At 68.6% G+C, this 24,077-nt stretch carries 24 protein-coding genes; 12 read left to right on the forward strand and 12 right to left on the reverse strand.

The window, feature by feature from the left end; all coding sequences use genetic code 11:
* Nucleotides 1-44: 44 nt before the first annotated feature.
* Both mrx1 and A5645_RS22085 read left to right on the forward strand, forming a co-directional pair.
* Nucleotides 45-299, forward strand: a complete 255-nt coding sequence (mrx1, locus tag A5645_RS22080; protein ID WP_065131029.1) for a mycoredoxin Mrx1 — start codon at nt 45-47, stop codon at nt 297-299.
* A 60-nt stretch (nt 300-359) separates the two neighbouring features.
* The gene (locus A5645_RS22085) at nt 360-992 is read left to right on the forward strand and encodes a sensor domain-containing protein (RefSeq protein WP_065035314.1); all 633 of its coding nucleotides are present in this window, start codon (nt 360-362) and stop codon (nt 990-992) included.
* On the opposite strand, the gene nudC is transcribed toward A5645_RS22085, so the two are convergent.
* Genes nudC through A5645_RS22105 form a run of 4 tightly spaced genes read right to left on the reverse strand, consistent with a single transcriptional unit; the run spans nt 985 to nt 9,339 of the window.
* On the reverse strand, nt 985-1,905 hold the full coding sequence (nudC, locus tag A5645_RS22090; RefSeq protein ID WP_065131030.1) for an NAD(+) diphosphatase: 921 nt from the start codon (nt 1,903-1,905) through the stop codon (nt 985-987). The two genes, A5645_RS22085 and nudC, sit on opposite strands and share 8 nt — an antisense overlap.
* Before the next feature lie 3 nt (nt 1,906-1,908).
* Nucleotides 1,909-2,991, reverse strand: coding sequence for a potassium channel family protein (locus A5645_RS22095; protein WP_065131031.1), 1,083 nt, complete (start codon nt 2,989-2,991; stop codon nt 1,909-1,911).
* Nucleotides 2,992-3,001: 10 nt separating this feature from the next.
* Entirely contained in the window at nt 3,002-6,256 is a 3,255-nt protein-coding gene (locus A5645_RS22100) for an ATP-dependent helicase (RefSeq protein WP_065131032.1), read from the reverse strand.
* Nucleotides 6,253-9,339 carry an ATP-dependent helicase gene (locus tag A5645_RS22105; RefSeq protein ID WP_065131033.1) on the reverse strand — a complete coding sequence of 1,029 codons (3,087 nt, stop codon included), beginning with the start codon at nt 9,337-9,339 and terminating at the stop codon, nt 6,253-6,255. The genes A5645_RS22100 and A5645_RS22105 overlap by 4 nt, the downstream gene beginning before the upstream one ends.
* Nucleotides 9,340-9,403: 64 nt before the next feature.
* On the opposite strand from A5645_RS22105, the gene A5645_RS22110 reads away from it, so the two are divergent.
* Both A5645_RS22110 and A5645_RS22115 read left to right on the forward strand, forming a co-directional pair.
* Nucleotides 9,404-10,192: an alpha/beta fold hydrolase gene (locus A5645_RS22110; RefSeq protein WP_065035319.1), complete on the forward strand. Its 789-nt coding sequence runs from the start codon at nt 9,404-9,406 to the stop codon at nt 10,190-10,192.
* Nucleotides 10,180-10,488, forward strand: coding sequence for an MGMT family protein (locus A5645_RS22115; protein WP_065035340.1), 309 nt, complete (start codon nt 10,180-10,182; stop codon nt 10,486-10,488). The genes A5645_RS22110 and A5645_RS22115 overlap by 13 nt, the downstream gene beginning before the upstream one ends.
* On the opposite strand, the gene A5645_RS22120 is transcribed toward A5645_RS22115, so the two are convergent.
* Both A5645_RS22120 and A5645_RS22125 read right to left on the reverse strand, forming a co-directional pair.
* The gene (locus A5645_RS22120) at nt 10,485-11,339 is read right to left on the reverse strand and encodes a TIGR02569 family protein (protein WP_065131034.1); all 855 of its coding nucleotides are present in this window, start codon (nt 11,337-11,339) and stop codon (nt 10,485-10,487) included. The genes A5645_RS22115 and A5645_RS22120 overlap by 4 nt on opposite strands.
* A gap of 163 nt (nt 11,340-11,502) precedes the next feature.
* Nucleotides 11,503-11,862, reverse strand: a complete 360-nt coding sequence (locus A5645_RS22125; RefSeq protein ID WP_065131035.1) for an Rv2640c family ArsR-like transcriptional regulator — start codon at nt 11,860-11,862, stop codon at nt 11,503-11,505.
* A 93-nt stretch (nt 11,863-11,955) separates the two neighbouring features.
* On the opposite strand from A5645_RS22125, the gene A5645_RS22130 reads away from it, so the two are divergent.
* The gene (locus A5645_RS22130; RefSeq protein ID WP_065131036.1) at nt 11,956-12,393 is read left to right on the forward strand and encodes an ArsI/CadI family heavy metal resistance metalloenzyme; all 438 of its coding nucleotides are present in this window, start codon (nt 11,956-11,958) and stop codon (nt 12,391-12,393) included.
* A 27-nt stretch (nt 12,394-12,420) separates the two neighbouring features.
* Here the strand turns inward: A5645_RS22130 and moeZ are convergent, their stop codons facing one another.
* Nucleotides 12,421-13,590 carry an adenylyltransferase/sulfurtransferase MoeZ gene (gene moeZ, locus A5645_RS22135; RefSeq protein WP_065131037.1) on the reverse strand — a complete coding sequence of 390 codons (1,170 nt, stop codon included), beginning with the start codon at nt 13,588-13,590 and terminating at the stop codon, nt 12,421-12,423.
* Nucleotides 13,591-13,681: 91 nt separating this feature from the next.
* Nucleotides 13,682-14,716 (reverse strand): DUF3152 domain-containing protein, encoded by a 1,035-nt coding sequence (locus tag A5645_RS22140; protein ID WP_065131038.1) that lies wholly within the window; start codon nt 14,714-14,716, stop codon nt 13,682-13,684.
* A gap of 184 nt (nt 14,717-14,900) precedes the next feature.
* Between A5645_RS22140 and fasR the strand changes: the two genes are divergently transcribed.
* Nucleotides 14,901-15,587, forward strand: a complete 687-nt coding sequence (gene fasR, locus A5645_RS22145) for an HTH-type transcriptional activator FasR (protein WP_065035325.1) — start codon at nt 14,901-14,903, stop codon at nt 15,585-15,587.
* A gap of 4 nt (nt 15,588-15,591) precedes the next feature.
* On the opposite strand, the gene A5645_RS22150 is transcribed toward fasR, so the two are convergent.
* Nucleotides 15,592-15,840: a DUF3107 domain-containing protein gene (locus A5645_RS22150; RefSeq protein WP_065035326.1), complete on the reverse strand. Its 249-nt coding sequence runs from the start codon at nt 15,838-15,840 to the stop codon at nt 15,592-15,594.
* A 183-nt stretch (nt 15,841-16,023) separates the two neighbouring features.
* Between A5645_RS22150 and A5645_RS27330 the strand changes: the two genes are divergently transcribed.
* On the forward strand, nt 16,024-16,791 hold the full coding sequence (locus tag A5645_RS27330) for an MmpS family transport accessory protein (RefSeq protein ID WP_081288495.1): 768 nt from the start codon (nt 16,024-16,026) through the stop codon (nt 16,789-16,791).
* A gap of 1 nt (nt 16,792) precedes the next feature.
* Here the strand turns inward: A5645_RS27330 and A5645_RS22165 are convergent, their stop codons facing one another.
* Complete coding sequence (locus tag A5645_RS22165; RefSeq protein ID WP_065131039.1) at nt 16,793-17,512, reverse strand: ferritin-like fold-containing protein; 720 nt, start codon at nt 17,510-17,512, stop codon at nt 16,793-16,795.
* Between the two features lie 261 nt (nt 17,513-17,773).
* Between A5645_RS22165 and A5645_RS22170 the strand changes: the two genes are divergently transcribed.
* Together A5645_RS22170 and A5645_RS22175 are read left to right on the forward strand one after the other, a co-directional pair.
* The gene (locus A5645_RS22170; RefSeq protein WP_065131040.1) at nt 17,774-19,291 is read left to right on the forward strand and encodes a DEAD/DEAH box helicase; all 1,518 of its coding nucleotides are present in this window, start codon (nt 17,774-17,776) and stop codon (nt 19,289-19,291) included.
* A gap of 17 nt (nt 19,292-19,308) precedes the next feature.
* On the forward strand, nt 19,309-20,523 hold the full coding sequence (locus tag A5645_RS22175) for an Rv3212 family protein (RefSeq protein WP_065131041.1): 1,215 nt from the start codon (nt 19,309-19,311) through the stop codon (nt 20,521-20,523).
* 84 nt (nt 20,524-20,607) lie between these two features.
* Here A5645_RS22175 and A5645_RS22180 read toward each other — a convergent pair whose 3' ends face one another.
* Nucleotides 20,608-21,408, reverse strand: coding sequence for a ParA family protein (locus A5645_RS22180; protein WP_080696787.1), 801 nt, complete (start codon nt 21,406-21,408; stop codon nt 20,608-20,610).
* An 87-nt stretch (nt 21,409-21,495) separates the two neighbouring features.
* Between A5645_RS22180 and A5645_RS22185 the strand changes: the two genes are divergently transcribed.
* Genes A5645_RS22185 through A5645_RS22195 form a run of 3 tightly spaced genes read left to right on the forward strand, consistent with a single transcriptional unit; the run spans nt 21,496 to nt 23,671 of the window.
* Nucleotides 21,496-22,095 carry an acid phosphatase gene (locus tag A5645_RS22185; protein ID WP_065131042.1) on the forward strand — a complete coding sequence of 200 codons (600 nt, stop codon included), beginning with the start codon at nt 21,496-21,498 and terminating at the stop codon, nt 22,093-22,095.
* A complete protein-coding gene (locus A5645_RS22190; protein WP_065131043.1) occupies nt 22,092-23,192 on the forward strand; it encodes an isochorismate synthase in 1,101 nt (366 codons plus the stop codon). Before A5645_RS22185 ends, A5645_RS22190 begins: the two co-directional genes overlap by 4 nt.
* Nucleotides 23,189-23,671, forward strand: a complete 483-nt coding sequence (locus A5645_RS22195) for a GNAT family N-acetyltransferase (protein ID WP_065131044.1) — start codon at nt 23,189-23,191, stop codon at nt 23,669-23,671. The genes A5645_RS22190 and A5645_RS22195 overlap by 4 nt, the downstream gene beginning before the upstream one ends.
* On the opposite strand, the gene A5645_RS22200 is transcribed toward A5645_RS22195, so the two are convergent.
* Entirely contained in the window at nt 23,623-24,054 is a 432-nt protein-coding gene (locus tag A5645_RS22200; protein WP_065131045.1) for a hypothetical protein, read from the reverse strand. The two genes, A5645_RS22195 and A5645_RS22200, sit on opposite strands and share 49 nt — an antisense overlap.
* Nucleotides 24,055-24,077: the final 23 nt, after the last annotated feature.

Below are 24,077 nucleotides of genomic sequence, written 5' to 3' on the forward strand. Positions count from 1 at the left end.
GGTCGCGCTCGGAATTGTTCATCGCCCGGCTACGTTAAGGGGTCATGACCAACGCTGCGCTGACCCTTTACTCGACGACCTGGTGTGGCTACTGCTTCCGGCTCAAGACCGCACTCAAGGCTCAGGGCATCTCGTACGAAGAGGTCGACATCGAGCAGGACCCGGCGGCCGCGGACTTCGTAAGCTCCGTCAACGGCGGCAACCGCACCGTCCCGACCGTCCAGTTCGCCGACGGGTCGACGCTGACCAACCCGAGCGCGAATGAGGTCAAGGCCAAGCTGGCCCAGGTCGCCGGCTAAGGCCGACTCGGCCGATATGCGTGCACGGCACCGGGTCTGGTCGCCTTTACGATTAGCTGCATGGCATCGGCGCTGGCCCGGCGAGTGGTTGTGGTCGTCTGCTGTGCATTGCTTATCGGTTGCTCGCACCACAACGCGCCGGCTGCGACGCCAACCGGCACACCCAGCGCCGACGCGCTGATCGTCAGCGTCGAAGAGGTGCGGCGCATCGCCAACTACGAGGAGCTGACCGCCCACGCGCACGCCGACCTGCGGCATCCGCCGTCGGGCGACGTGAACGCACCCGGTCCGTGCCGAGCGGCCGGCACAAGTGACCTCACCTTCGCCAGCGGGTGGACCGAGTTCCGCAGCGCCGGCTACAGCGGGGTGACCGACGACATCGACCCGGGCGGGCTGGCCCTGGTGGACTCGGTCAGCCAGGCCGTGGCGATCTACCCCGACACGCACGCCGCGCGCAACGCACTGGACCAACTGGAATCGTCGCTCAACGCCTGCGTAGCGCTGCATGATCCCAAGTACGACTTCAAGCTGGACAAACCCAGCCCGGGCACGCTGCGGATCACCGACAACGGCTGGAGCCATCAGTACCGTGTGAAGAACGCGGTGTTGATGTCGGTGGGGGTGCTGGGCATCGAACCGGCCGAGCGGATCGCTTCCACGATCCTTGACAACATCACCGACCGGATCAAATAGCGGCCCAGGACTCGATGATCACCCGAGCGATCGAAATCGACCCGGGCAGAAGCAGTTTCGAGTCCGACCTGCTGGACCAGTCGCCGGCGTCCAGGGCCTCGCGCACCTCGTCGCGGGTGAACCAGGCGGCTTCGGCGATCTCGCCGTCGTTGAACGAGAACTCCTCGTCCGGGTCGGCCACGGCGTGGAATCCGACCATCAACGAGCGCGGGAACGGCCAGGGCTGGCTGCCCAGGTAGCGGACATCGCGGACGGTCAGGCCGATCTCCTCGCGGATCTCCCTGGCCACGCAGACCTCGAACGACTCGCCGGCTTCGACGAACCCGGCCAGCAGCGAGAACATTCGCGGCGGCCAGGTTGCCTGGCGGGCCAGCACGGCACGGTCGCCGCCGTCGTGTACCAGACAGATCACCGCGGGGTCGACGCGCGGGAACTCTTCCTGCCCGGTAAGTGGGTTGACGCGTGCCCATCCGGCCCGGGCCGGCTTGGTCGGGGTGCCGTCCACCGGACTGAACCGGGCGCTGTCGTGCCAATTGAGCAGCGCCAGCGCCGACGACACCAGTTGGCTGCTGGTGTCATCGATGATGCGTCCGAGCCGGCGCAGGTCCAGTACCTCGACATGTTCGGCGCCGTCTTCGGGCGGCTGCAGGGCGCTTCGGATCGCCCAGACGTGCCGACCGTCCTCGATGCGCCCCAGAAACACGGCCTCGGGCGGCGGTTTGTCGCCCAGTGCCGCGGCCGGACCGAGCACCACCTTGCCGTCGGCCGCCAGCACCTGGTTGCGGGAGTCGACCCGGAGCAGCGCGGCCTCGGCCCAGCCGGCCGCGGCGGCGTCGACGTCGGTGCGCAATTGGTCGGCGCGGTCGGCGCCGACGCGCGACAACAGCGGGATGTCACGCAGCCGGAAGTCCACGTCCTATCGTTCCTGGCCCTGGCGGACGTACAGCAGCCGATCGCTGGCCTCGATGGCGTCCACCTCGGGCGCACCGATGCGCAGCAGCCGACCGTCGCGCACCACTCCCAGCACGATGTCCTTGAGATGCCGCGGCGAGCCGCCGACCTCTGACTGTTCGACCTCTCGTTCGGCGATGGCCAGGCCCTCGTCGGGGGTCAGCAGGTCTTCGATCATCTGCACGACGCTCGGTGTGGTGGTGGCCAGGCCGAGCAGCCGGCCGGCGGTCTCCGAGGACACCACGACCGAGTCGGCGCCAGACTGCTGCAGGAGATGCTGGTTCTCGGCTTCACGGATCGACGCGACGATCTTGGCTTTGGGCGATATCTCCCGCGCGGTCAACGTGACCAGCACCGCGGTGTCATCGCGGCTGGCGGCCACGATGATCGACGCCGCGTGCTGCGCCCCGGCCAGCCGCAACACATCGGATTTCGTGGCATCACCACTGACGGTGACCAGTCCGGCGGAGGCGGCGCGGTCCAGCGCCGACCGGTCGGTGTCGACGACGACGATCTCACCCGGGGTCATCTCGTCGCTGAGCATGGCGGCGATCGCCGTTTTGCCTTTGGTCCCATAGCCGATGACGACGGTGTGGTTACGCACTCTGCTCCTCCAACGCTGGATCTTCAGTGCCTGTCGGGACGTTTCGGTGACCACCTCGAGCGTCGTACCGACCAGCAAGATCAGGAACGCGATGCGGAGCGGCGTGATGATCAGGACGTTGGTGGCCCGCGCGACTTCCGAGATGGGTGTGATGTCGCCGTAACCGGTCGTCGAGAGCGTCACTGCCGCGTAATACAGGCAGTCCAGAAAACTCAGGCGGTCGCCTTGCGAGTCCCGGTAGCCATCTCGGTCGACGTAGACGGTGACGGCGGCGATGAACAACGCCGCCAGGGCGATGGTGATCCGGCGGGTGATGATGCGGGCGGGGCTGGATTGGCCCTGCGGAATGCGTAGCACGCCGACCAGGGCGTAGCTGGGCTGGACCGTCAATCTCTCATCGAGCCGCCGCAGTCGCCGCCAGCTACCCTTCGCCACGGAGTTCATGTAACCACGGTTAGACCGTGCAGGGGCGACCGGCGTCTTTCAGCAGTGCGGCCAGCTCATCGGCATCGGCCAGCTCGTCGGGAGTGATCGTGATGCCGCTGCGCACGTAGTAAAAGGCGGTACGCACCATCGATTCCGGGCAGCCGTGCAACGCCGCCCAGGCCAATCGGTACACCGACAGCTGGATCGCCGCATGCCGCCGGGATTCCTGGCCGCGGGGGGGGTCACCCGTTTTCCAATCCACCACGGTGATGCCGCCATCGGCATCGGCGAAGACCGCATCGATTCGTCCTCGCACCACGGTGTCGCCGATCGGCATCTCGAAGGGCACCTCGACCGCGATCGGGGTGCGGGCGGCCCACGGCGAGTCGGTGAACTTGTCCTGCAACGCGGCCAGCTCCGCCGAGTCGCCGACATCGGAGTCGGCGGCGCCCGGCAGATCACCGAGGTCGAACAACAACTCGGCCCCGTAGAACTGTTGCACCCAGGCGTGGAAAGCGTTGCCCAAGAGAGCGTGCGGGTCCGGCCGGGTGGGCAGCCGATGGATCAGGCGCTGGGCTGCGGCCTTGGGGTCGCGCGCCAGCTCGACCAGGCCGCTGACGGACAACTGGCCGGGCAGAATGCGCTGGGGCGGAAGTGTTATCCGGGCGCGCTCGGCCAGCAGCGCGTCGACATCAGCGATCCAGCCCTCCACATCGGGCTGGCCGGTGTCCGCCGTTGTCGCTTGGCTGACCAGCATGGCTCCGCGCTCGACGTCACCGCGCCGGGTGGCCAACGGGTCGGCGGGCCAGATCGCTTCGACAACGTTGTCCCGCAATGGGTTTCGCTCCCCTTCGGCGGGCGGCGGCGCCCACTGCTCGACGTTGCCGCAGGGCTCTCCCGCCGCGGCGGAACGGTCGATGATGTCCTTGAGCTCGCACAGGAATTCTGAAGGGCCGCGCGGTTTGATACCGGTGGCCGCCCAGTGATGCCCAGATACCAGCAGCGTGTCCTCGGCCCGCGTCACCGCGACATACAACAGTCTGCGTTCCTCGTCGACGCGGCGCTGGTCGAGTTCTGCCCGATGCTGGGAGATATTGTCCGACAGCTGCTTTCGGTTTGTCACGGCGGAAGTGTCCAGCACCGGGACGCCGAGTGCTCCGGCCCCGGCACGGTCGCCGCGCAGTAACGGCGGCAGCTCGCCGGGGTCGGTGAGCCAGCTGCTTCGCGACGCCGTCGACGGGAACGTGCCGCCGGACAGGTGCGCAACCGCGACGACCTGCCATTCCAGTCCCTTGGCGGCGTGCACGGTGAGCACTTGGACGCGGTCGCGGGCGACGGCAGGCTGGCCGGGCGCCAAGCCGTTCTCCACCTCGGCGGCCACGTCGAGGTAGGCAAGCAACCCCGCGACCGTGGCTTGATTGGACCCTGCGCCGGCCCGTTCGGCGTAGCCCGCGACTTCGTCGGCGAGCGCGTCGAGGTGCTCGGCTCCCGACCACTCGCCTACGGCGGTGGCGCGCACCTCGCAGTCCAGTCCGAGCGCCCGACGCACCTCGGCAACCAGGTCGGGCAGGGAGTAGCCGAGATGGCTGCGCAGCGCGGCCAGTTCTGCGGCGAGGGCATTGATGCGGGCGTATCCGGCTGCCGAGTAGCCGTCGGCCGGCCCGGGGTCGGAGATGGCGTCGGCCAGGCAGGCAATGTCGGCGTCGGCGGTCCTCGCGATCGCCTCGGCGGTGAGCGGCTCGGCTGATCGCGTTGCGCCGCCCAACTCCAGCGCGCGCCGCCACAACGCGGCGATGTCGCGGCCGCCGAGGCGCCAACGCGCCCCGGTGAGCACCCGCATCGCGGCCCCGCCGGCCGTCGGCTCGGCGACCAGGCGCAGCATGGCCACCAGGTCGGCGACCTCGGGGATCGACAACAAACCGGCCAGGCCGACGACCTCCACCGGAATTCCCCTGCCGCGCAACACATCCGCGATGGGCGCAGCGTCGGCGTTACGGCGCACCAGCACCGCCGCGGTCGGCGGGGCGTCGCCGTCGGCGCGGGCGGCCGCGTAACGCTCCTGCAGATGGTCGGCGATCCACTCCCGCTCGGCCTGGATGTCGGGCAGCAGCGCGCAGCGCACCGTCCCAAGTGGAGCGTCGGGCCGCGGCCGCAGCGGACGCACCGCGACCGAGCGCCGCCGCGCCTCGGCCGAAATGGCGTTCGCGAGGTGCAGCGCGCGGGGCGGGTTGCGCCAGCTGGTCCGCAGCTCCAGCGTCGGCGCCGGGGAGCCGTCGGAGAGCGGGAAGTCGGTGGTGAATCGCGGCAGGTTGGTCGCCGACGCTCCCCGCCAGCCGTAGATCGACTGGATCGGGTCGCCGACGGCGGTCAGCGCCAGGCCGTCATCCAGGCCCCCGCCGAACAGCGAGGACAACGCGATTCGCTGGGAATGCCCCGTGTCCTGGTACTCGTCGAGCAACACCACCCGGTACCGGCTGCGCAGATCATTTCCCACCTGCGGGAACGTCGCGGCCAGCCGGGCTGCGGATGCCATCTGCATCCCGAAGTCCATCACCTTGTCGGTGCGCATGCGGTCGCGCAAGGCGTCGAGCAGCGGCACCAGCTCAGTGCGTTCGGTCTGGGTGGCCAGCATCCGCAGCAGCGACTGATTAGGGCCGCGGTCGCGCTGGTGTGGCCCGGCGGGCAGGCTGTACACCAGCCTCTCCAGCTCGACATGGGTGTCTCGGAGCTGGTCGGTGTCGACGAGGTGCTCAGCCAGCTGGCCCCACAATCGCAACACCAGCGAGGTAACCGCCGTCGGCGTCTTCTCGGTCTGCAGTTCGCCGCGGTAGCCGGCGACCACATCGAAAGCCAGTTGCCAGAGTTCGGTTTCGGTGAGCAGCCGGGTGTCCGGCTCCACCGGCAGCAGCAGGCCGTATTCGCGCAGCAGCGCACCGGCGAACGCGTGGTAAGTGTTGACGGTCGGCGTGCCGGCCGGCTCACCGCCCACCGCGGATCCCACCCCGGCGCCGGCCAGCCGGGCCAGCCGGGACCGGACGCGGCGCAGCAGCTGGCCGGCCGCCTTGCGGGTGAAGGTCAACCCGAGCACCTGGCTGGGTTCGGCGTAACCGTTCGCGATCAGCCACACCACCCGCGCGGCCATGGTCTCGGTTTTGCCGGCTCCCGCCCCCGCGATCACCACCAGCGGGCCCGGCGGGGCGGCGATGACCGCCGCCTGCTCGTCGGTGGGCGGGAAAACGCCTAGTGCGGCGGCTAATTCGGCCGGACTGTAGCGGGGGCTCATCGCGCCGCCGCCTCGGTGTGGGCCGGGCAGGAGGGCCGAATCGGGCAGTGCGAGCAGCCGTCGTTGCGCCGAGCGACGAACTGCGGTCCGGCGGTGGCTTCGGCCGCCTGCCGAACCAGGGTGCGCCACTGTTCGCGAGCCTGCTCCGTCAACGGATCCTGCTCGCGCTGGGTGGCACCTGCCGCTCCGGTCTTGCCGGGATAGACCAATCGGGCCCCGCCCGGCTCGTCACCGGCGGGCAGCATGCCCTCGGCGATCGCCAGCTGATACATCGCCAGCTGGGCGTGTTGCTGCGCGTCGTCCTTACTGACCGGTGTCTTGCCGGTCTTGACGTCGACGATCACCAGCCGCCCGGCGCCGTCGCGTTCCAGCCGGTCGATCCGGCCGCGTAACCGGACTTCCCTGCCGTTCGGGGTGTCCAGTACGCCGTCGACGTCGACTTCGACGCCCACCTCGGTCAGCTCACCGCGCGTCTGCGCTCGCCAGTCGAGGAACGCGCGAAGCATGGCTTGGTGCCGGGTCAGCTCGTTGGCCGAATGCCAGTCGGCGTCGAACGGCAGGTGCCGCCACACGCGGTCGAGCTCGGCGAGGAGCTGCGATTCGGTCTTGCCGGGCTCGGCGATCAGCGCATGCAGCACCGAACCGATGGTGGACCGCAGTGGCCGCGGGTCGGTCCCGCCGTGCCGTTCGGCCAGCCAGCGCAGCGGGCAGTCGGTCAGGTTCTGCAGAGTCGACGGTGTCAGCGTGACGGCATCATCGGGGCCGCAGAGCGCGGCGCCGGTGCTCACCGGGACCAGGCCGTGCCACCCGGTCGGGTCGGCGCCCGGCACGCCGGCCGCTGCCAGTCGAGCCAATTGTGTTGCGGCACAAGCGCGCGCGCCGTCGTCTACCGAGCCATCCGGCGCGCATACCACCGCGCGCAACCGGCCCACCACCGCGGCGGTAGATAAGACCCGGGGCGTCGAGACTGGCTGCGGCGCAACGCTTTCCTGGCCGGCCTCGCGTGCAATCTCGAAGAAGAACGCTGACGGCAGGGCGGCGGCCTGACCACCGCCGCCCGAATCGCTGTCTACCGCCGTCACCAGCAGTCGGCGCCGCGCCCTGCCCATCGCCGCGACCAGCAGCCTGCGCTCCTCGGCCACCAGTGGTGCGCGCACCGACGCATCCTGGGTGACACCGTCCAGTTCGTCGAGCAGCCGCTGGGTCGCCAGGACGCCGCCCCGGGGAATCGTGTTGGGCCACAGACCGTCCTGCAAACCCGCGATGACGACCAGATCCCATTCCTGACCCAGGGCGGCGTGCGGGCTGAGCACCCGAACCTGCTCAACCTCGGCGGCCGGTTCACGATTGGCCGGCGGCAGCTGCAACGCCGCGACGTGCTCGGTCAGCCCGCGCAAGGACGCACCGGCGGTCCGGGACACGTAGTCCTCGGTGATGTCGAACAGCGCGGTCACCACCTCCAGGTCCCGGGTGGCCTGAGCCGCGGCCGTCCCGCCCCGCTCGATGGCCGACAGCCAGCGCCGCTGCAAGCCGGACCGGTGCCACGCCGCCCACAGGGTGTAGCGGGGATCCTGCCCGTCGCGGTGGCACCGGGCCGCCGCCGCCAGCACCGACCGCACCCGGCGCAGGGCGGCGGACTGCGGGCCGGACAAAGGTTCGTCGCCGACCAACGCTTCGACCAGGGTCATGCCCCTGCGACGCAGCGTCCTGTGGAGCTGGCGGAGCGACACGGGATCGACACGCCCGATCGGACCGGATACCAGGGCGAGCGCCGTGTCGCCGTCGAGCCCGTCTGCTGTCGCGGCCAGAACGCTGAGTAGCGCACGCGCCGCCGGCTCCTCGGCGAGGCAGCCACCCATTGCCGGAGCCGCCACCGGAACACCGGCGGCCGACAACGCACGCGGCAACCGCGCGCCGGCGCGCGGCACCGACCTGACGATCACCGCCATCTGCGACCACGGCACCCCGTCGACCAAATGCGCGCGCCGCAAGGTGTCGGCGATCAACGCTGCTTCCGCATGCGCGGAGGTGGCCAGGCGTGCCGTCACCGACCCGTCGTCGGCACCGGTGCCGTCGATTCGCCGGCCGGCGCTGGTGCCGGGCAGCCGACTCGCGATGCCGCTGATGGCGCGGGCCACGGCCGAAGCACAGCGATGGGACTCGGTCAAGATCACCGCAGACCCCTCCGAATCGAGCAGTCCCGCCGCCTCACCGCCCCGGAAACCGAACACCGCCTGATTGGGATCACCGGCGATCAGAGCGACGTCGGCGCCAAATGCCAGCACCCGGATCAGTTGCGCCGCCTGCGGATCGAGTTGTTGGGCGTCGTCGACCAGGAGCACCCGGACCCGGGCCCGCTCGGCGGCGAGCAGTTCAGGATCTACCGCCAGCGCCTCCAATGCCGCCCCAACCAGTTCGGCGGCAGCCAACGCCGGGGCGGTCGCCTGCGGGGCCGCCGTGCCGACCGCCGCGCGCAGCAACATCACCTGCTCGTACTGTCGGGCGAAGCGTCCGGCCGCCGCCCAGTCCGGGCGGTCACAGCGGCGACCCAGGCGCTCCAGCTCCTGTGGGTCAATTCCACGTTCGGCGCAGCGCGCCAACAGGTTTCGCAGCTCGTTAGCGAATCCCGCGGTGCTCAGCGCGGGCAGCAGGTGCGCCGGCCAACACGATCCGGCGGCCGGTCCGTCCGCGAGGTCACCGGCCAGCAGCTCCCGGATGATCGCGTCGTGCTCGGCGCCGGTGAGCAGGCGTGGCGGTGGGTCACCGGCGCGTTCGGCCGACCGGCGCAGCACCGCATAGGCATAGCTGTGCAGGGTGCGCACCAACGGCTCACGCACCGCGGACCGACCGCTACTCGAACGCAGCAACGCCGTGGTCAATGCGCTGCGCTGCCGCATCCCGATGCGGCCCGAACCCGTCAGCAGCAGAACCGATTCCGGCTGCGCGCCCGCCTCGATGCGACCGACCGCGGCCTCGACGAGCAGGCTGCTCTTGCCCGTCCCCGGGCCGCCCAGGATACGCACCACGCCACCCAGACCGGGTTGCAGAACCTTCTCCGCCTCGGGACCCCAGGTCATCGACATACCGGGCATGCAACCACGCACCTCTGACAAGTTGCCTTGACCAGCGCAATGGCATGATCGACCCGTGACAGCCGCCCTACACGTGCACCGTTTCGGTCCACCCGGCCCACCGCAAGTGCTGGCGCTGCACGGGCTGACCGGCCACGGCCAGCGCTGGCAGCACTTCGCCGACTACGTGCCCGAAATCGCCCTCGCGGCACCCGATCTGATCGGCCATGGCCGGTCCACCTGGGCCGCGCCATGGACCATCGAGGCGAACGTGTCGGCGCTGAGCGCACTGCTCGAGGACGAGGCACAGGCACCGGTACACGTAATCGGCCACTCGTTCGGCGGCGCGCTCGGGCTGCACCTGGCCGCCGCCCGTCCCGATCTGGTGGCGTCGTTGTTGTTGCTGGACCCCGCCATCGGGCTGGATGGAAGCTGGATGGCGCAGATCGCCGAGGCGATGCTGGCCAACCCGGACTATCCCGACCGCGCCGAGGCCCGGCAGGAGAAGGCGTCGGGCTCCTGGGCGGACGTCGACCCCACGGCTTTGGACGCGGATCTGGATGAGCACCTGATCGCGCTGCCCAACGGGCGATACGGGTGGCGCATCAGTTTGCCCGCAATGATGTCTTACTGGAGCGAGCTGGCCCGCGACATCGCGCTGCCGCCCGCCGGCGTGCCGACCACACTGGTGCGGGCCAAGTGGACGTCGCCGCCCTACGTCGGGGAGCGGCTGATCACCGGTCTGCGCGATCGGCTGGGCGACGATTTCGAATTGCTCGACTACGAGTGTGATCACATGGTGCCGCACGCCAAGCCCGACGACGTCGCGGCCCTGATTCGTAAGCGATGCCGATGGCGCAGGTGACCGACGAACAGATCGAGCGGGTCCGTTCGCTGGTCGCGGCCATCCCGGCCGGGAGGGTATCGACGTACGGCGACATCGCCGCGGTGGCAGGGCTTTCCAGCCCACGCATCGTCGGCTGGATCATGCGCACCGATTCGGCCGACCTGCCCTGGCACCGGGTCATCACCGCATCGGGACGACCGGCCCAGCATCTCACGTCCCGGCAGTTGGAACTGCTGCGCGCCGAAGGAGTGCTGGCCAACGACGGCAGAATCGCGCTCGACGAAGTTCGCTACGAGTTCGGGCCGAACGACTAAAGGATCAGCCGTACCAGCGCCGCGGTGCGGGCCAGACCAGGAAACGCCTCGGCCGTGGACCTCGGGTGAAGCGCATGCACCGCCAGGCGGAACATCAACGCGCGCAACAACATCTGCGACCACTCGGGCAACGCGTTCCACCGTTCGATGAGACCGTCGTCCGCCTCGCCCCAGGACAGGGCGTCGACGACGACCACGCCGGCCGCCCAGGACGCGGGCCGCCAGTACGGCGTGATGTCGGTGATGCCCGGCGGTGCCGTGCCCGCGAAAAGCACCGTGCCGTAGAGATCGCCGTGCACCAATTGATTGGGGCTGCGGGTTGGTTTGCGCAGTGTCGCAAGCTGATTGATCAACTCGATCGACCGCTCGGCGTCCGCGGTGGCCGGCGCGGTGCGCGCCCCGGGCGGGATCGACTGCAGCGGCCGCTCTTCCCAGGCCGCACGGTCGGCCGCGATGAAGACGTCGACGTCACCCCAGGGCGCGGTGGGTCCTTGCGTCAGAAACCGCGGCCGCTCCAGCTTGCCGGTGGCCTCGTGCAGGCGCACCGCGGCCGAAACCACCTCGTCGTGCCGAGGTTCGGGCGCGCCGGCCACGAACGTGTCCGCCCGCCAACCTGACACCACGTACCGGCCGTCGGTCGACCGGACCGGCCGGGCCAGGCGCACGCCGTCTACGAACAACGTTTCCCGCATCCGGGCCGACCAGGTGGCGCGTGCGTTGTCGGCCACCATCGACAGCACCACTTCGCCGCATCGCCAGCCGCCTTCCCAGGCAGCGCCGAGCGGGGCGGGTTGCACACCGGTCAAACCAAAAGCCGCCAGCACGTGCTCGGGCGGCGGCTCGACGGTCACGAGGACCAGCCTAGTAGAGCTGATTTGCGCATCAGCACGACGCGCTGACGCATACGACGATCGAGATATGCAGCCCTCGGCTCAGGCTGGACCGTTAGCTCCGTCGTTGCCGGCCAGCCGCGCGCTGGTGGAAAACGCCGCTGCCCTGTCGCAGTGACGGAGGTCAGCGGCAGCAGTTCGGGTCCAGTGCAACGCATAAGGCTTGCAGCGCGTCCGCGCGGACTCGATGAAACACGTTCATGCCCCTACGATCCGAGACCACTAGCCCGGCCTTGCGGAGCTGAGTCAGGTGATGACTGATCGTCGATTCGCTCAACTGCAGCACGGCCGCCAGGTCCCCCGAGATCTCTTCGCCGGCAGGCGAGCCGAGCAGGTATGACACAAGTTTGACCCGCACCGGGTCGGCCAGAGCCTTCAGGCGCACCGCAACCTGCAACGCATCCTCGTCGCTCATCGAGCCCGATGCCAATGGGGCGCAACACACGGGCGCGGTCGTGTCGATCACTGGCAATGCTTTAGGCACGAGGCGATTTTGACATAGACTTTGACATATATCAAAAAGGTGGCATGCTGAGTTGCACAACTTCGATATATGTCTCACAAGTTAGGGCTTCCAGTGTCTCGCATACAGCTCGCGCTCAACGTCGATGATCTAGACACAGCGATCGGGTTCTACTCGAAGCTTTTCCGAACCGAACCCGCCAAAGTCAAACCTGGCTACGCCAACTTCGCGGTCTTGGACCCCCCATTGAAACTGGTGCTGCTCGAGAATCCCGGTCACGGCGGCACCCTCAATCACCTGGGCGTCGAGGTCGACTGCAGCGCGGCGGTGCACGACGAGATTGCCCGCCTGACTTCTGCAGGCATGCTCACCGAGGAGGAAATCGGTACGACGTGCTGCTTCGCGAAACAAGACAAGGTTTGGGTGACCGGACCCGCCGATGAGCGCTGGGAGGTCTACACGGTGTTGGCAGAGTCGGACACCTTCGACGCGGGCAATGGCACCGACGACGGGGGCGCCGTGTGCTGTGCCGACACCGCGCAAGCGGTATGACAGACACCGCGACGGAATTCTGAACTATCAGTACAGCACCATGTCGGGCTGCATTTGCTTGGCCCAGGCGGTTATTCCCCCCTGCAGATGCACCGCGTCGGAGAACCCGGCCCGCTTGACCGCGGCCAACGCCTCGGCCGAGCGCACGCCCGTCTTGCAGTACAGCACCGCGGTCCGGTCCTGCGGCATCTTCGCCAGCGCCTCGCCGGAAGTGAACAGCCCCTTCGGGATCAGCTGGGCGCCCTCGATATGCACGATGTCCCATTCGGCCTGCTCTCGGACGTCGATCAGGACCGGCGGGTTGCCAGATTCCAGCATGTCCCGCAGTTCTCGTGGGGTGATGGCGGAATGGTCGGGTACTTCAGCGGGCGCCACACCACAGAAGTCCTCGTAGTCGACGAGTTCGGTGATCTTCGGCGTCGACGGGTCCTTGCGGATCCGGATCGTGCGGTAACTCATCTCGAGAGCGTCGTAGACCATCAACCGGCCCAACAGCGTCTCACCGATCCCGGTGATCAACTTGATGGCTTCGGTGCTCATCACCGATCCAATGGACGCGCAGATGATGCCCAGCACACCGCCTTCCGCACACGACGGCACCAGCCCCGGCGGCGGCGGCTCGGGATACAGGTCCCGGTAATTGAGGCCTCGGCCATCGGGCGCGTCTTCCCAGAACACCGAAACCTGGCCCTCGAAGCGGAAGATCGATCCCCAAACGTAGGGCTTGCCCGCCAGCACCGCCGCGTCGTTGACCAAGTAACGAGTGGCGAAGTTGTCGGTGCCGTCCAGGATCAGGTCGTAATCCGAGAACAACTCCACGGCGTTGTCAGGACCTAGCTGGAACTCGTGCAGGCGGACATCGACCAGCGGGTTGATGGCCGCGATGGAACCACGGGCCGACTGTGCCTTGGGCCGCCCGACATCGGCGACACCGTGGATGATCTGGCGCTGCAGGTTGGACTCGTCGACGATGTCGAATTCGACGATCCCGATGGTGCCGACGCCCGCGGCGGCCAGGTACAGCAGGGTCGGCGCGCCCAGCCCGCCCGCGCCGATCACCAGCACGCGCGCGTTCTTGAGCCGCTTCTGCCCGTCCAGTCCCAGGTCGGGCAGGATGAGGTGGCGACTGTAGCGGGCCACTTCTTCGCGCGTGAGCGAGTCCGCGGGCGCGACCAGCGGCGGCAGCGATGGTGTCACAACACGAGGTTAGGCGATCCGGGACACCCGTGAGCAGACGCGCACGCCCCCCGTTTCGGCACGAAATCAGGGGCTTTAGCTTCTGCTCGCCCTAGGCGATCGGGTATGGCCAGGGGTTGAACCGGCAGGTCTTGCCGTCCGCCTTGACCTGGTCGGGGTCGAACTTGGCGCCGTCGTCGTTGGCGGTGGAGAACGTCTGCTGCATCATCACCGGCGCCAAGCCCCCTTGCTGATCGCAGGGCTCGTGGCGCACATACCCGATCGCGTGGCCGACCTCGTGGTTGACCACGTACTGACGGTAGGAGCCGACATCACCTTCGAACGGTACGGCGCCGCGGATCCAGCGTGCCTCATTGATGAACACCCGCGCCTGCCGGTCCGCCCCGAACGCCGGGTTGTAGCAAGACGTTTCGAGACGGAATTCGTAGCCGCAACCCTCCCGGACACTCACCGGCGACACCAGCGAGAGGCGGAAATCGGGCTTGACACCAGTGGTGCCGTCGATGCGGATGAAGGCGAACTGCGGGTTGTGGGTCCAGCCCTTGGGGTTGGCCAGCGTCTGGTCCACCATCTGGGCGAACGCGCTGTCGCCACCGTAATTGACCGGGTCCAGGCCGTTCTCGATCTCGATGGTGTACCGGAACACCTTGCCGGTACCCTGACCGATCTGCGGCGTCCCGCCCGGGATCACCCGGTAGGTCTTTTCGCCGGCCTCGGTAAATGGTCCGCCGTCGGGCAGCGTTCCGGCCGGCAGGTTCGCGTCGAACGCGACAAGGCCGCGGGGCGGCGTGTCGATGATCGACGTGCCGACCGCCCCGATGGTGGGCGGGTCCTTGTGGATCGAGTGCGCGGCCGGCTTGGGCGTACTAGTCCCGGTCACCGTCTGGTAAGCCACCACCAATGTCAGCACCGTGAGCAGCGGCAGCGCGTAGGCCCGCCAGCCGTAGGTGGACACGAACCGTCCCAGCCACGATTGCTTGCGCCACTGGCGCGGCCGGTCACGATCGGCCCGCGCCCGACCCGCGCTCTGCCCGAGCGGATCACGCTGGGCCCGCAGCGGTTCCCGCCAGTCGTCACGCAGCACCGGTGACCGACCGGTGCCGTGCGAAGGGCGCGGAGATGTCATTTTTCCAGGATCGCACAGCGACTCGGGCCAGCCAGCCCTGGCGCGCCCGAAAAACGCGATACCAGCAGTTCGGACCGGATAACAGCCCTTTGCCAGCCCCAGGTAGTAATGTCATGGCGATCGAACGCGCGGCCGCGGGGATGACAAACTGGCCGCGAAACCGCAGCGATCAGATTGAGGACCGATGAGCGATCTTGCCAAGGCGGCGCAGCGACGTGCCGTCCGATCGCCTGCCGGTGTGCGCCCGATCGAAGGAGCGCCGCCCTCGAACCGACGCGGCAACCGGTTGCCCCGCGACGAGCGGCGGGGCCAGCTGCTCGTGGTCGCCAGCGACGTCTTCGTCGAGAGCGGCTACCACGCCGCCGGAATGGACGAGATCGCCGACCGGGCCGGCGTCAGCAAACCCGTTCTCTACCAGCATTTTTCCAGCAAGCTGGAGCTCTACCTGGCGGTGCTGAACCGGCACGTCGAAAACCTGGTGAGCGGCGTGCAGCAGGCCCTGGGCCGCACCACCGACAACCGACAGCGGCTGCACTCCGCGGTCCAGGCGTTCTTCGACTTCATCGAGCACGACAGCCAGGGCTACCGGCTGATCTTCGAGAACGATTACGTCACCGAACCCGAAGTCGCCGCGCAGGTGCGGGTGGCCACCGAATCCTGTATCGACGCGGTCTTCGCGCTGATTGCCGAGGATTCGGGGCTGGATCCGCACCGGGCGCGAATGATCGCGGTCGGGCTGGTCGGCATGAGCGTCGACAGCGCACGGTACTGGCTGGACTCCGATCGCCCGATCTCGAAGTCAGACGCCGTCGAAGGCACCGTGCAGTTCGCCTGGGGCGGACTGTCGCACGTGCCGCTCGCCCGCAACTAACCCTTTAGGCCCGCGCGGCGGTTTCCGCGCCGATCCCGAAGCCGACCCGGCGCGAGTCGGCGGCGCCGATCTCGACGTAGGCGATCTTGGCGGCGCTGACCAGGTAACGGCGGCCGCGCTCGTCGGTCAGACTCAACAGGCCCGCGTCCTCACGAAGCGCGGCGGCGACGAGTTCTTCCACTTCACTCGGTGTCTGCGAACTGGAAAACACCAGCTCGCGCGCACTTTGGGTGATACCGATCTTGACCTCCACGGGGCCCCTTCCGTTGGTATTCCGTCGCAGGCGTCTGTAGCAGCAGGCTAGTGGAAGCCGACCTGCCCCACTGCGGCCTGCCCCCAGACGCCGCTTCGCGGTTAGCGAACGAACCCATCACGATTCGGTGTAACCCATGCGCGAGGCCGGAAGTGGCCCGTCCGCGTCATTACCATCGGCACCATCAGTACCACACGTAACACCCTCTACGACAATGTCCGGGACTTCGAGGACTACCCGGACGATGACGCGTACGCGGACGACGGCTACGACGGCTGGGACGACACCGATGACAGCGGCTGGGACGACACTGATGAATGGGCCTGGCCGGCGGATCGCCGCTGGCGCCCGGTCGCGCTGTTCGTCGGTGCGCTCATCGCGATCGGTGCGATCGCGACCGCGGTGATCATCAACAGCGGCGACAGCGCCACCACCAAGGCGACCGTGCTGCCACCCCGCCCGGCGATGACGCCGACCATGTCGACCACCCCGTCGGCCACGCCCAGGACCAGCCCGCCCAGCATGTCGCCGCCGTCGGCCACGGCGCCTAGCACCACCCCGGGCGTCACGCGAACACTGCCGCCGGAAACCGTCACCACGCTGACACCCGGCAACGCGCCGACCCGCCTCCCCAGCGCGGCACCGGCGCCTACGGCCGCTCCCCCGGGCGCCGCGCTGAGCCCGCGGACCGTGGTGTACAGCGTCACCGGGACAAAGCAGATCTTCGACCTGGTCAACATCGCCTACACCGATGCGCGGGGCTTCCCGGTGACCGAGTTCAACGTCGCGCTGCCGTGGACCAAGGTGGTGGTGCTCAACCCGGGCGTGCAGACCGAATCGGTGATCGCCACGAGCCTGCTCAGCCAGCTGAACTGCTCGATCGTCAACGGACAGGGTCAGCTGGTCAAAGCGTCGACCAACAACACGTCGCTGGCGACCTGCACCCGCTAGATCAGCCCAGACCCAGTTCGCGCATGCGCTGGTTGTGGGTCTCCTGCAGCCGATCGAAGAACGTGCTGATCTGACCGAGCCCGCCGGTGCCGGCGACCACCAGATCGACCAGCTCATCATGGTCGGCCAGCAGGAATTGGGCCTGGGTGATCGCCTCCCCGAGCAGCCGACGAGCCCACAAAGCCAGCCTGCTGCGCTGCTTGCCGCTCGCTGTCACGGCGGCGCGCACCTCGGCGACGACGAACTGCGAGTGCCCGGTCTCCGACAACGCCTCCCGCACCACGTCTGCCACCGCGTCGGGCAGCCCGCCTGCGATCTCCAGGTACAGGTCGGCGGCCAGCGCGTCGGCGACGTAGGTTTTCACCAGGGCTTCCAGCCAGGTGCTGGGCATGGTGAGCCGGTGGTAATTCTCCAGCGCCGACACGTACTTCGACATGGCCGAGACGACGTCCACGCCGCGGCTTTCCAGCGCGTCGCGCAGCAGCTCATAGTGGCCCATCTCGGCCGCGGCGATGCTGGCCATCGAGATCCGGCCCCGCAGGTCCGGTGCCATTCGCGCCTCGTCGGTCAACCGGTAGAAGGCGGCCACCTCGCCGTAAGCGAGCAAAGCGAAGAATTCGTTGATGCCGGGATGATCCGCCGGTAGCCGTGGCCTGGGCGAATCCGCCTCCTGGTCGGCTGCTGCGTCGGCGGATGATGGCCCGGACGAGGGCGAAGTCATGGCAACACTGTAGTAGGCGGGAGAGGAAGCGACCGGTGCCCGCCGACCGACCAGCTATGATGGACAACGGTAGTGGCTGAATCTGTGCTGCCACCGCCGAAGAAATGTGCGTGCACGCTAGGCCCGCCCCCCGCCCTAGGGAAGCGGCAGCAGGCCTCGGCGACGTAATCGGAGTCGGACACCGTGCGCGCGAGAACCGCGACACAGAAGTACCGACGCAATTTTCGACTACGTCACCATTGAAAGGCTCATCCCCCGCGTATGACCGCACTCAAAAGCACCACTGGATTGACCTTTGCCAGCCTCGGCGTCCGCGACGAGATTGTTCGTGCCCTGGGCGAGAAGGGCATCGAGACTCCGTTTGCCATCCAAGAACTCACCCTGCCCCTCGCGCTCGCCGGCGAGGATGTAATCGGCCAGGCCCGCACCGGCATGGGCAAGACCTTCGGGTTCGGGGTGCCGCTGCTGCAGCGCATCACCTCCGAGACCGCGACACGGCCGCTGACCGGCGCCCCGCGGGCCCTGATCGTGGTGCCCACCCGGGAGTTGTGCCTGCAGGTCACCGGCGACCTGGCCACCGCGGCCAAGTACCTGACCGCTGACCAGGAAGACGGCGGGCAACGTCCGCTGTCGGTGATCGCCATCTACGGCGGCCGGGCCTACGAGCCGCAGATCGACGCGCTGCACAAGGGCGTCGACGTCGTCGTGGGCACCCCGGGCCGGTTGCTCGACCTCTGCCAGCAGGGACACCTGCAGCTGGGCGGGTTGTCGGTGTTGGTGCTCGACGAAGCCGACGAGATGCTCGACCTGGGCTTCCTGCCGGATATCGAACGCATCTTGCGGCAGATCCCCGCCGACCGGCAGTCGATGCTGTTCTCGGCGACCATGCCCGACCCGATCATCACGCTGGCCCGTACCTTCATGGTCCAGCCCACCCACATCCGGGCCGAGGCGCCGCACTCACTTGCCGTGCACGACACCACCAAGCAATTCGTCTACCGCGCCCACGCGCTGGACAAGGTGGAGCTCGTCAGCCGGATCCTGCAGGCCGAGGGCCGCGGCGCGACGATGATCTTCACCCGCACCAAGCGCACCGCCCAGAAGGTGGCCGACGACCTGAACGAGCGCGGCTTCGCCGTCGGCGCCGTACATGGTGACCTCGGGCAGATCGCCCGCGAGAAGGCGCTCAAGGCGTTTCGCGCCGGCGAGGTGAACGTGCTGGTCGCCACCGACGTCGCCGCCCGCGGCATCGACATCGACGACATCACCCACGTCATCAACTACCAATGCCCCGAGGACGAGAAGATGTACGTCCACCGCATCGGGCGCACCGGCCGCGCCGGACGCACCGGCATCGCGGTCACGCTGGTCGACTGGGACGAACTGGAACGCTGGGCGATGATCGACAAGGCGCTGGGCCTGGGCTCGCCCGATCCGTCCGAAACCTACTCCAGCTCGCCGCACCTCTACGAAGAGCTGTCCATCCCGGCCGAGACAACCGGCAACGTCGGCGCGCCGCGTAAGGCTCCGGCCAAGCGACGCGAAGCCAGCAGCAGCAGCAGCGCCCCCGAGCGCGCCGCACGACGCAGCAAGCCACGCAAGCGCACCCGCGGCGGCAAGCCCGTCACCGGGCATCCGGCCGGCGCGGCCGTGGCCAGTGACGCCGCCCCTGAGGCGGGGACGGCCGCTAACTCCGGTGCCGGTCCCGCGGCCGGCAACGGCACTCGCCGTCGCCGGCGTCGTCGCAAACCGGCCGAGGCTGCCGCGCAGGCCACCTGAGCGGCCATACTCATCGAATGGTCCGACCCGAACGCCGCACAAAGGCCGACATCCTGGCCGCCGCGACGATCGCGGTCATTGTCGCGGTCGTCGCGGCTCTGATCTGGTGGACCAGCGACTTCCGGGCAACCATCAGCCGGCCCGCGGCGTCCCCCGCGCCTGCCCCCATTCAGGCTCGTGAGGTTCCGGCCGAGCTGCACCAGCTCTGGACGGCACCGAGCCCGGGCACCCGGGTTCCGGTCGCGGTGGGCGGGACGGTCACGACGGCGGTGGGCCGCGAGGTGCAGGGCCGCGACCCGGGCACCGGACAGGTCCTGTGGAGTTACTCGCGCGACACCGATCTGTGCGGCGTGACGTGGGTTTACCGCTACACCGTCGCCGTCTATCGGGACGGCCGCGGCTGCGGTCAGGTCAGCACCATCGACGGCTCTACCGGACGGCGCGGGCCCTCACGCAGCAGCTACGCAGACCCGCAGGTGCGCCTGTCCACCGACGGCACAACCGTATTGTCGGCCGGCGACACCCGGCTTGAGATGTGGCGGTCGGACATGGTCCGGATGATGGCCTACGGCGAGACCGATGCCCGGGTCAAACCGGTCAACCGTGGCCTGCACTCGGGCTGCAAGCTGGAATCGGCCGCCGCCAGTTCGTCGGCGGTGGCGGTGCTCGAGTCGTGCGCCAACCAGGCCGACCTGCGACTGATCCTGCTGCGTCCGGGGAAAGAGGACGACGAACCTCAGCAACAGGCGGTCCAGGAGGGTGGGGTCCGGCCCGGCACCGGGGCCCGGGTCCTGGCAGTGGCGCAGAACAGGACCGCGGTGTACCTGCCCACCCCGAAGCCGCGCGTCGATGTGGTCGACGAGACCGGTACGACGGTGTCCAGCACGCTGCTGCCCGGGCCGCCGTCCGAATCCGGGGTTGTGTCGCAGAGCGGAAGCCTGGTCACCTGGTGGACCGGCGACTCGCTGCTGGTGTTCGACGCGAGCACCCTGATTCAGCGCTACACCATCGCCGCCGGCGAGACCGCGGCGCCGCTAGGCCCCGGTGTGATGATGGCCGGTCAGCTACTGGTGCCGGTAACCAATGCGATCGGGGTGTACGACCCGGTCAGCGGCGAATCCAGCCGATTCATCCCGGTGCAGCGGCAGCCCAGCAGTTCACCGGTGATCCCGGTGGTGGCGGGTTCGCGGGTGATCGAGCAGCGCGGCGACACCGTGGTGGCCCTGGGCTGATCAGGTTGCGTAGGTTGCGCGAGCAGACGCAAAAGCCCCCGCACGCACGGCGTGTCGGGGGCTTTTGCGTCTGCTCGCCAGGGATCAGTACTCGACGGTGAACGTCGGCAGCGCCTTGCCGGTCTTCCAGTGCTTGAGCAGCGCCTGCGCCAACTCCTGATAGGCCAGCGCACCCTTGTTCTTGCGGCCCGACAGCACCGACGAGCCCGACGCGCTGGCCTCGGCGAACCGCACGGTCCGCGGAATCGGCGGCGCCAGCACCGGCAACGAATACCGGTCCGCGACGTCGACCAGCACGTCCCGGGTGTGCGTGGTCCGCGAGTCATACAGCGTCGGCAGCGCGCCCAACAGGCGCAGGCTGGGGTTGGTGATCTGCTGAACGTCGGACACGGTGCGCAGGAACTGGCCCACACCGCGATGCGCCAGCGTCTCGCACTGCAGCGGGACGATGACCTCGTCGGCCGCGGTCAGCCCGTTGAGGGTGAGCACACCCAGCGACGGCGGGCAGTCGATGATCACCACGTCGAAGTCGTCGGCGAGTTTGGCCAGCGCCCGCTTGAGCGCGTACTCGCGCCCCGCCCGCATCAGCAGCATCGCCTCCGCGCCGGCCAGGTCAATGTTGGCCGGCAGCAATGTCATTCCCTCGGTGGTAGGCACCAGCGCGGCGTCGGGTTCCACCTCACCGAGCAACACCTCATGCACGGACACCGCCAGCTTGTCCGGATCCTGGCCCAGCGAAAACGTCAGACAGCCCTGGGGATCCAGATCGACGAGCAGCACCCGTTTGCCCTTGTCCACCATCGCCGCACCGAGCGAAGCGACCGTCGTCGTCTTGGCCACACCGCCCTTCTGGTTTGCCACAGCCAGTACGCGCATGTCAGTCACAGTGCCCATCCTGGCATGTACCCCATGCTCGGGCTCCGGTGGCGGGCCCGCCACAGCCCCGGCGTGTCTCAGGCAGAATCGGTCGGCATGGGCGTGCCTCACCATCGACTGCTTCTGCTGCGCCACGGCGAGACCGAGTGGTCGAAGTCGGGCCAGCACACCGGCCGCACCGACATCGCGTTGACCGATGTCGGCCGCGACCAGGCGGTGCTGGCAGCGGGGGTGTTGCAGGCACTCAAACTCGAAGACCCGCTGGTGATCAGCAGCCCCCGGACCCGTTGCCTGGTCACCGCGGAACTGGCCGGGCTGCGCGTCGACGAGGTGTCTCCCCTGCTCGCCGAATGGGATTACGGATCATACGAAGGCCTGACGACGCCTCAGATCCAGGAAACCGAGCCCGACTGGCTGGTGTGGACCCACGGCTGTCCTGACGGCGAAACCGTGCAACAGGTCAGCGATCGCGCCGACAAAGCCGTCGCGATAGCGCTCGAGCACATCGAGACACGAGATGTGCTGTTCGTCAGCCACGGGCACTTCTCGCGCGCGGTGATCACCCGCTGGGTGGAGCTGCCGCTTCAAGAGGGCAGCCGGTTCGGCATGGTTACCGCCTCGGTCGCGGTCTGCGGGTACGAACACGGCGTTCGTCAGCTCGCCACGCTTGGGCTGACCGGTCACGAGTACCTGTGACATCCGACGAGCCGACGTTCGCGCTGAGCGGGCCGAGCGGCATCCTGCTCGCCGAAGGTATACGGGCCGGATTTTCCAACATCGCCGCCGCGCAGGTTGCGCTGCGCGCCAACGAAGCCCCAATGATATTGGGCGCGTTGCCCTTTGACGTCACCAGACCGGCCGCGCTGCAGGTGCCCGACGCCCTGCGCCGCGTCGACGCCCTGCCCGAGTGGCCGTCCGCGCCGCTGCCCATCGTGCGCATCGGCGCCGCCGTGCCCCCGCCCGGGGAACATCGACAGCGGATCGCCCGCGCCCGGGTTCAGCTGGGCGCGACGGACAATCCGCTGTCCAAGGTGGTGCTGGCCCGCGCCTTGGAGCTGACCGCCGACGCCCCGCTGGACGGCCGCACCGTCTTGCGCAGGCTGGTGACCGCCGACCCGGCCGCATACGGCTATCTCGTCGACCTCACCCCCGCCGGCGCGGACCACGCCGGGACCGTGCTGGTGGGCGCCAGCCCGGAACTTCTGGTCGCGCGATCCGGTGACCGGGTCGTATGCCGCCCATTCGCCGGTTCAGCGCCGCGCTCCGCCGACCCCGGCACCGACGCCGCCAACGGCGCCGCGCTGGCCGGTTCGGACAAGAACCGCCACGAGCACCAACTGGTCATCGACACCATCCGGGCGGCCCTGGAGCCGCTCTGCGACGAACTGACGATCGCCGCCGAACCGCAGTTGAGCCGCACCGCCGCGGTGTGGCACCTGTGCACCCCGATCGCCGGCCGGCTGCGCGATACCGCAACCACCGCAATCGATCTCGCGCTGGCCCTGCATCCCACCCCCGCGGTCGGCGGCGTACCGACCGCCGCGGCCACCGAGCTCATCGCCGAACTGGAAGGCGATCGTGGGTTCTACGCCGGCGCCGTCGGTTGGTGCGACGCCCGGGGTGACGGCGAGTGGGTCGTCGCCATTCGGTGCGCGCAGTTGTCGGCCGACCGGCGCACGGCACGGGCGCACGCCGGCGGCGGGATCGTCGCCGAATCGGACCCCGACGACGAACTCGAGGAAACCACAACGAAATTCGCGACAATATTGACCGCACTGGGGGTCGAGCAATGACCGAGACAATTCGTCACGCGACTGCGGCCGATGTTTCCGACATCATCGCCATGATCTACGAACTCGCCGAATTCGAGCACGCTGCCGACGAATGCAGCGTGACCGAAAAACAATTGTCCGCAGCGCTTTTCGGCGATTCCCCGACGGTGCGAGGACACGTCGCCGAAATCGACGGCGAGATCGGCGCGATGGCGTTGTGGTTCCTGAACTTCTCCACCTGGGACGGGGTGCCGGGGATCTATCTCGAGGATCTTTACGTGCGGCCGCGATTTCGCCGCCGCGGCTTGGCCCGCGGTTTGCTGGCGACACTGGCCGGCGAGTGCCTCCGCAACGGCTACACGCGGCTGTCGTGGGCGGTGCTGAACTGGAACGTCGATGCGATCGCGCTCTACGACGGCGTCGGGGGGCAACCGCAGACGGAGTGGACCACCTACCGGGTGTCCGGGTCGGAACTGGCCGCGCTGGCGGGACCCTCCTGATCACCGCCGGCGACCCAGCGCACCGCCGGCGCGCTGAACAGCAGCCCAAGCGTCGCCACGGCCACCAGGCCCAGTGGGATCCCGAACATGAGGCGATGTGACCCGATCGCCACGTACCAGGCCACCGGCAGCAGCAACAACTGGGTGAACACCGAAAGTCCGCGGCCCCAGCGCTTGCCAGTCGTCAAGGCCCAGCCACCGGCCAGTACCGCGCCGCCAATTAGCACGAACCAGACCGCGGTGCCCAACCCGTTGACGACGTGCTGGTCCGCTCCGGCGATGCCACGAATGACGAGGACCGCGGCCACGACCAGCGCCGCCACCCCTTCGGCGGCAACGATGAATCCGGCTCGGCGCACTGCGGCAGGAGGACGATCGGTCACAGCGCCAGCGTAAATCGTTATCC

This window comes from Mycobacterium asiaticum, from assembly GCF_001673635.1.
In the GTDB taxonomy this organism is placed as follows: Bacteria; Actinomycetota; Actinomycetes; order Mycobacteriales; family Mycobacteriaceae; genus Mycobacterium; species Mycobacterium asiaticum_C.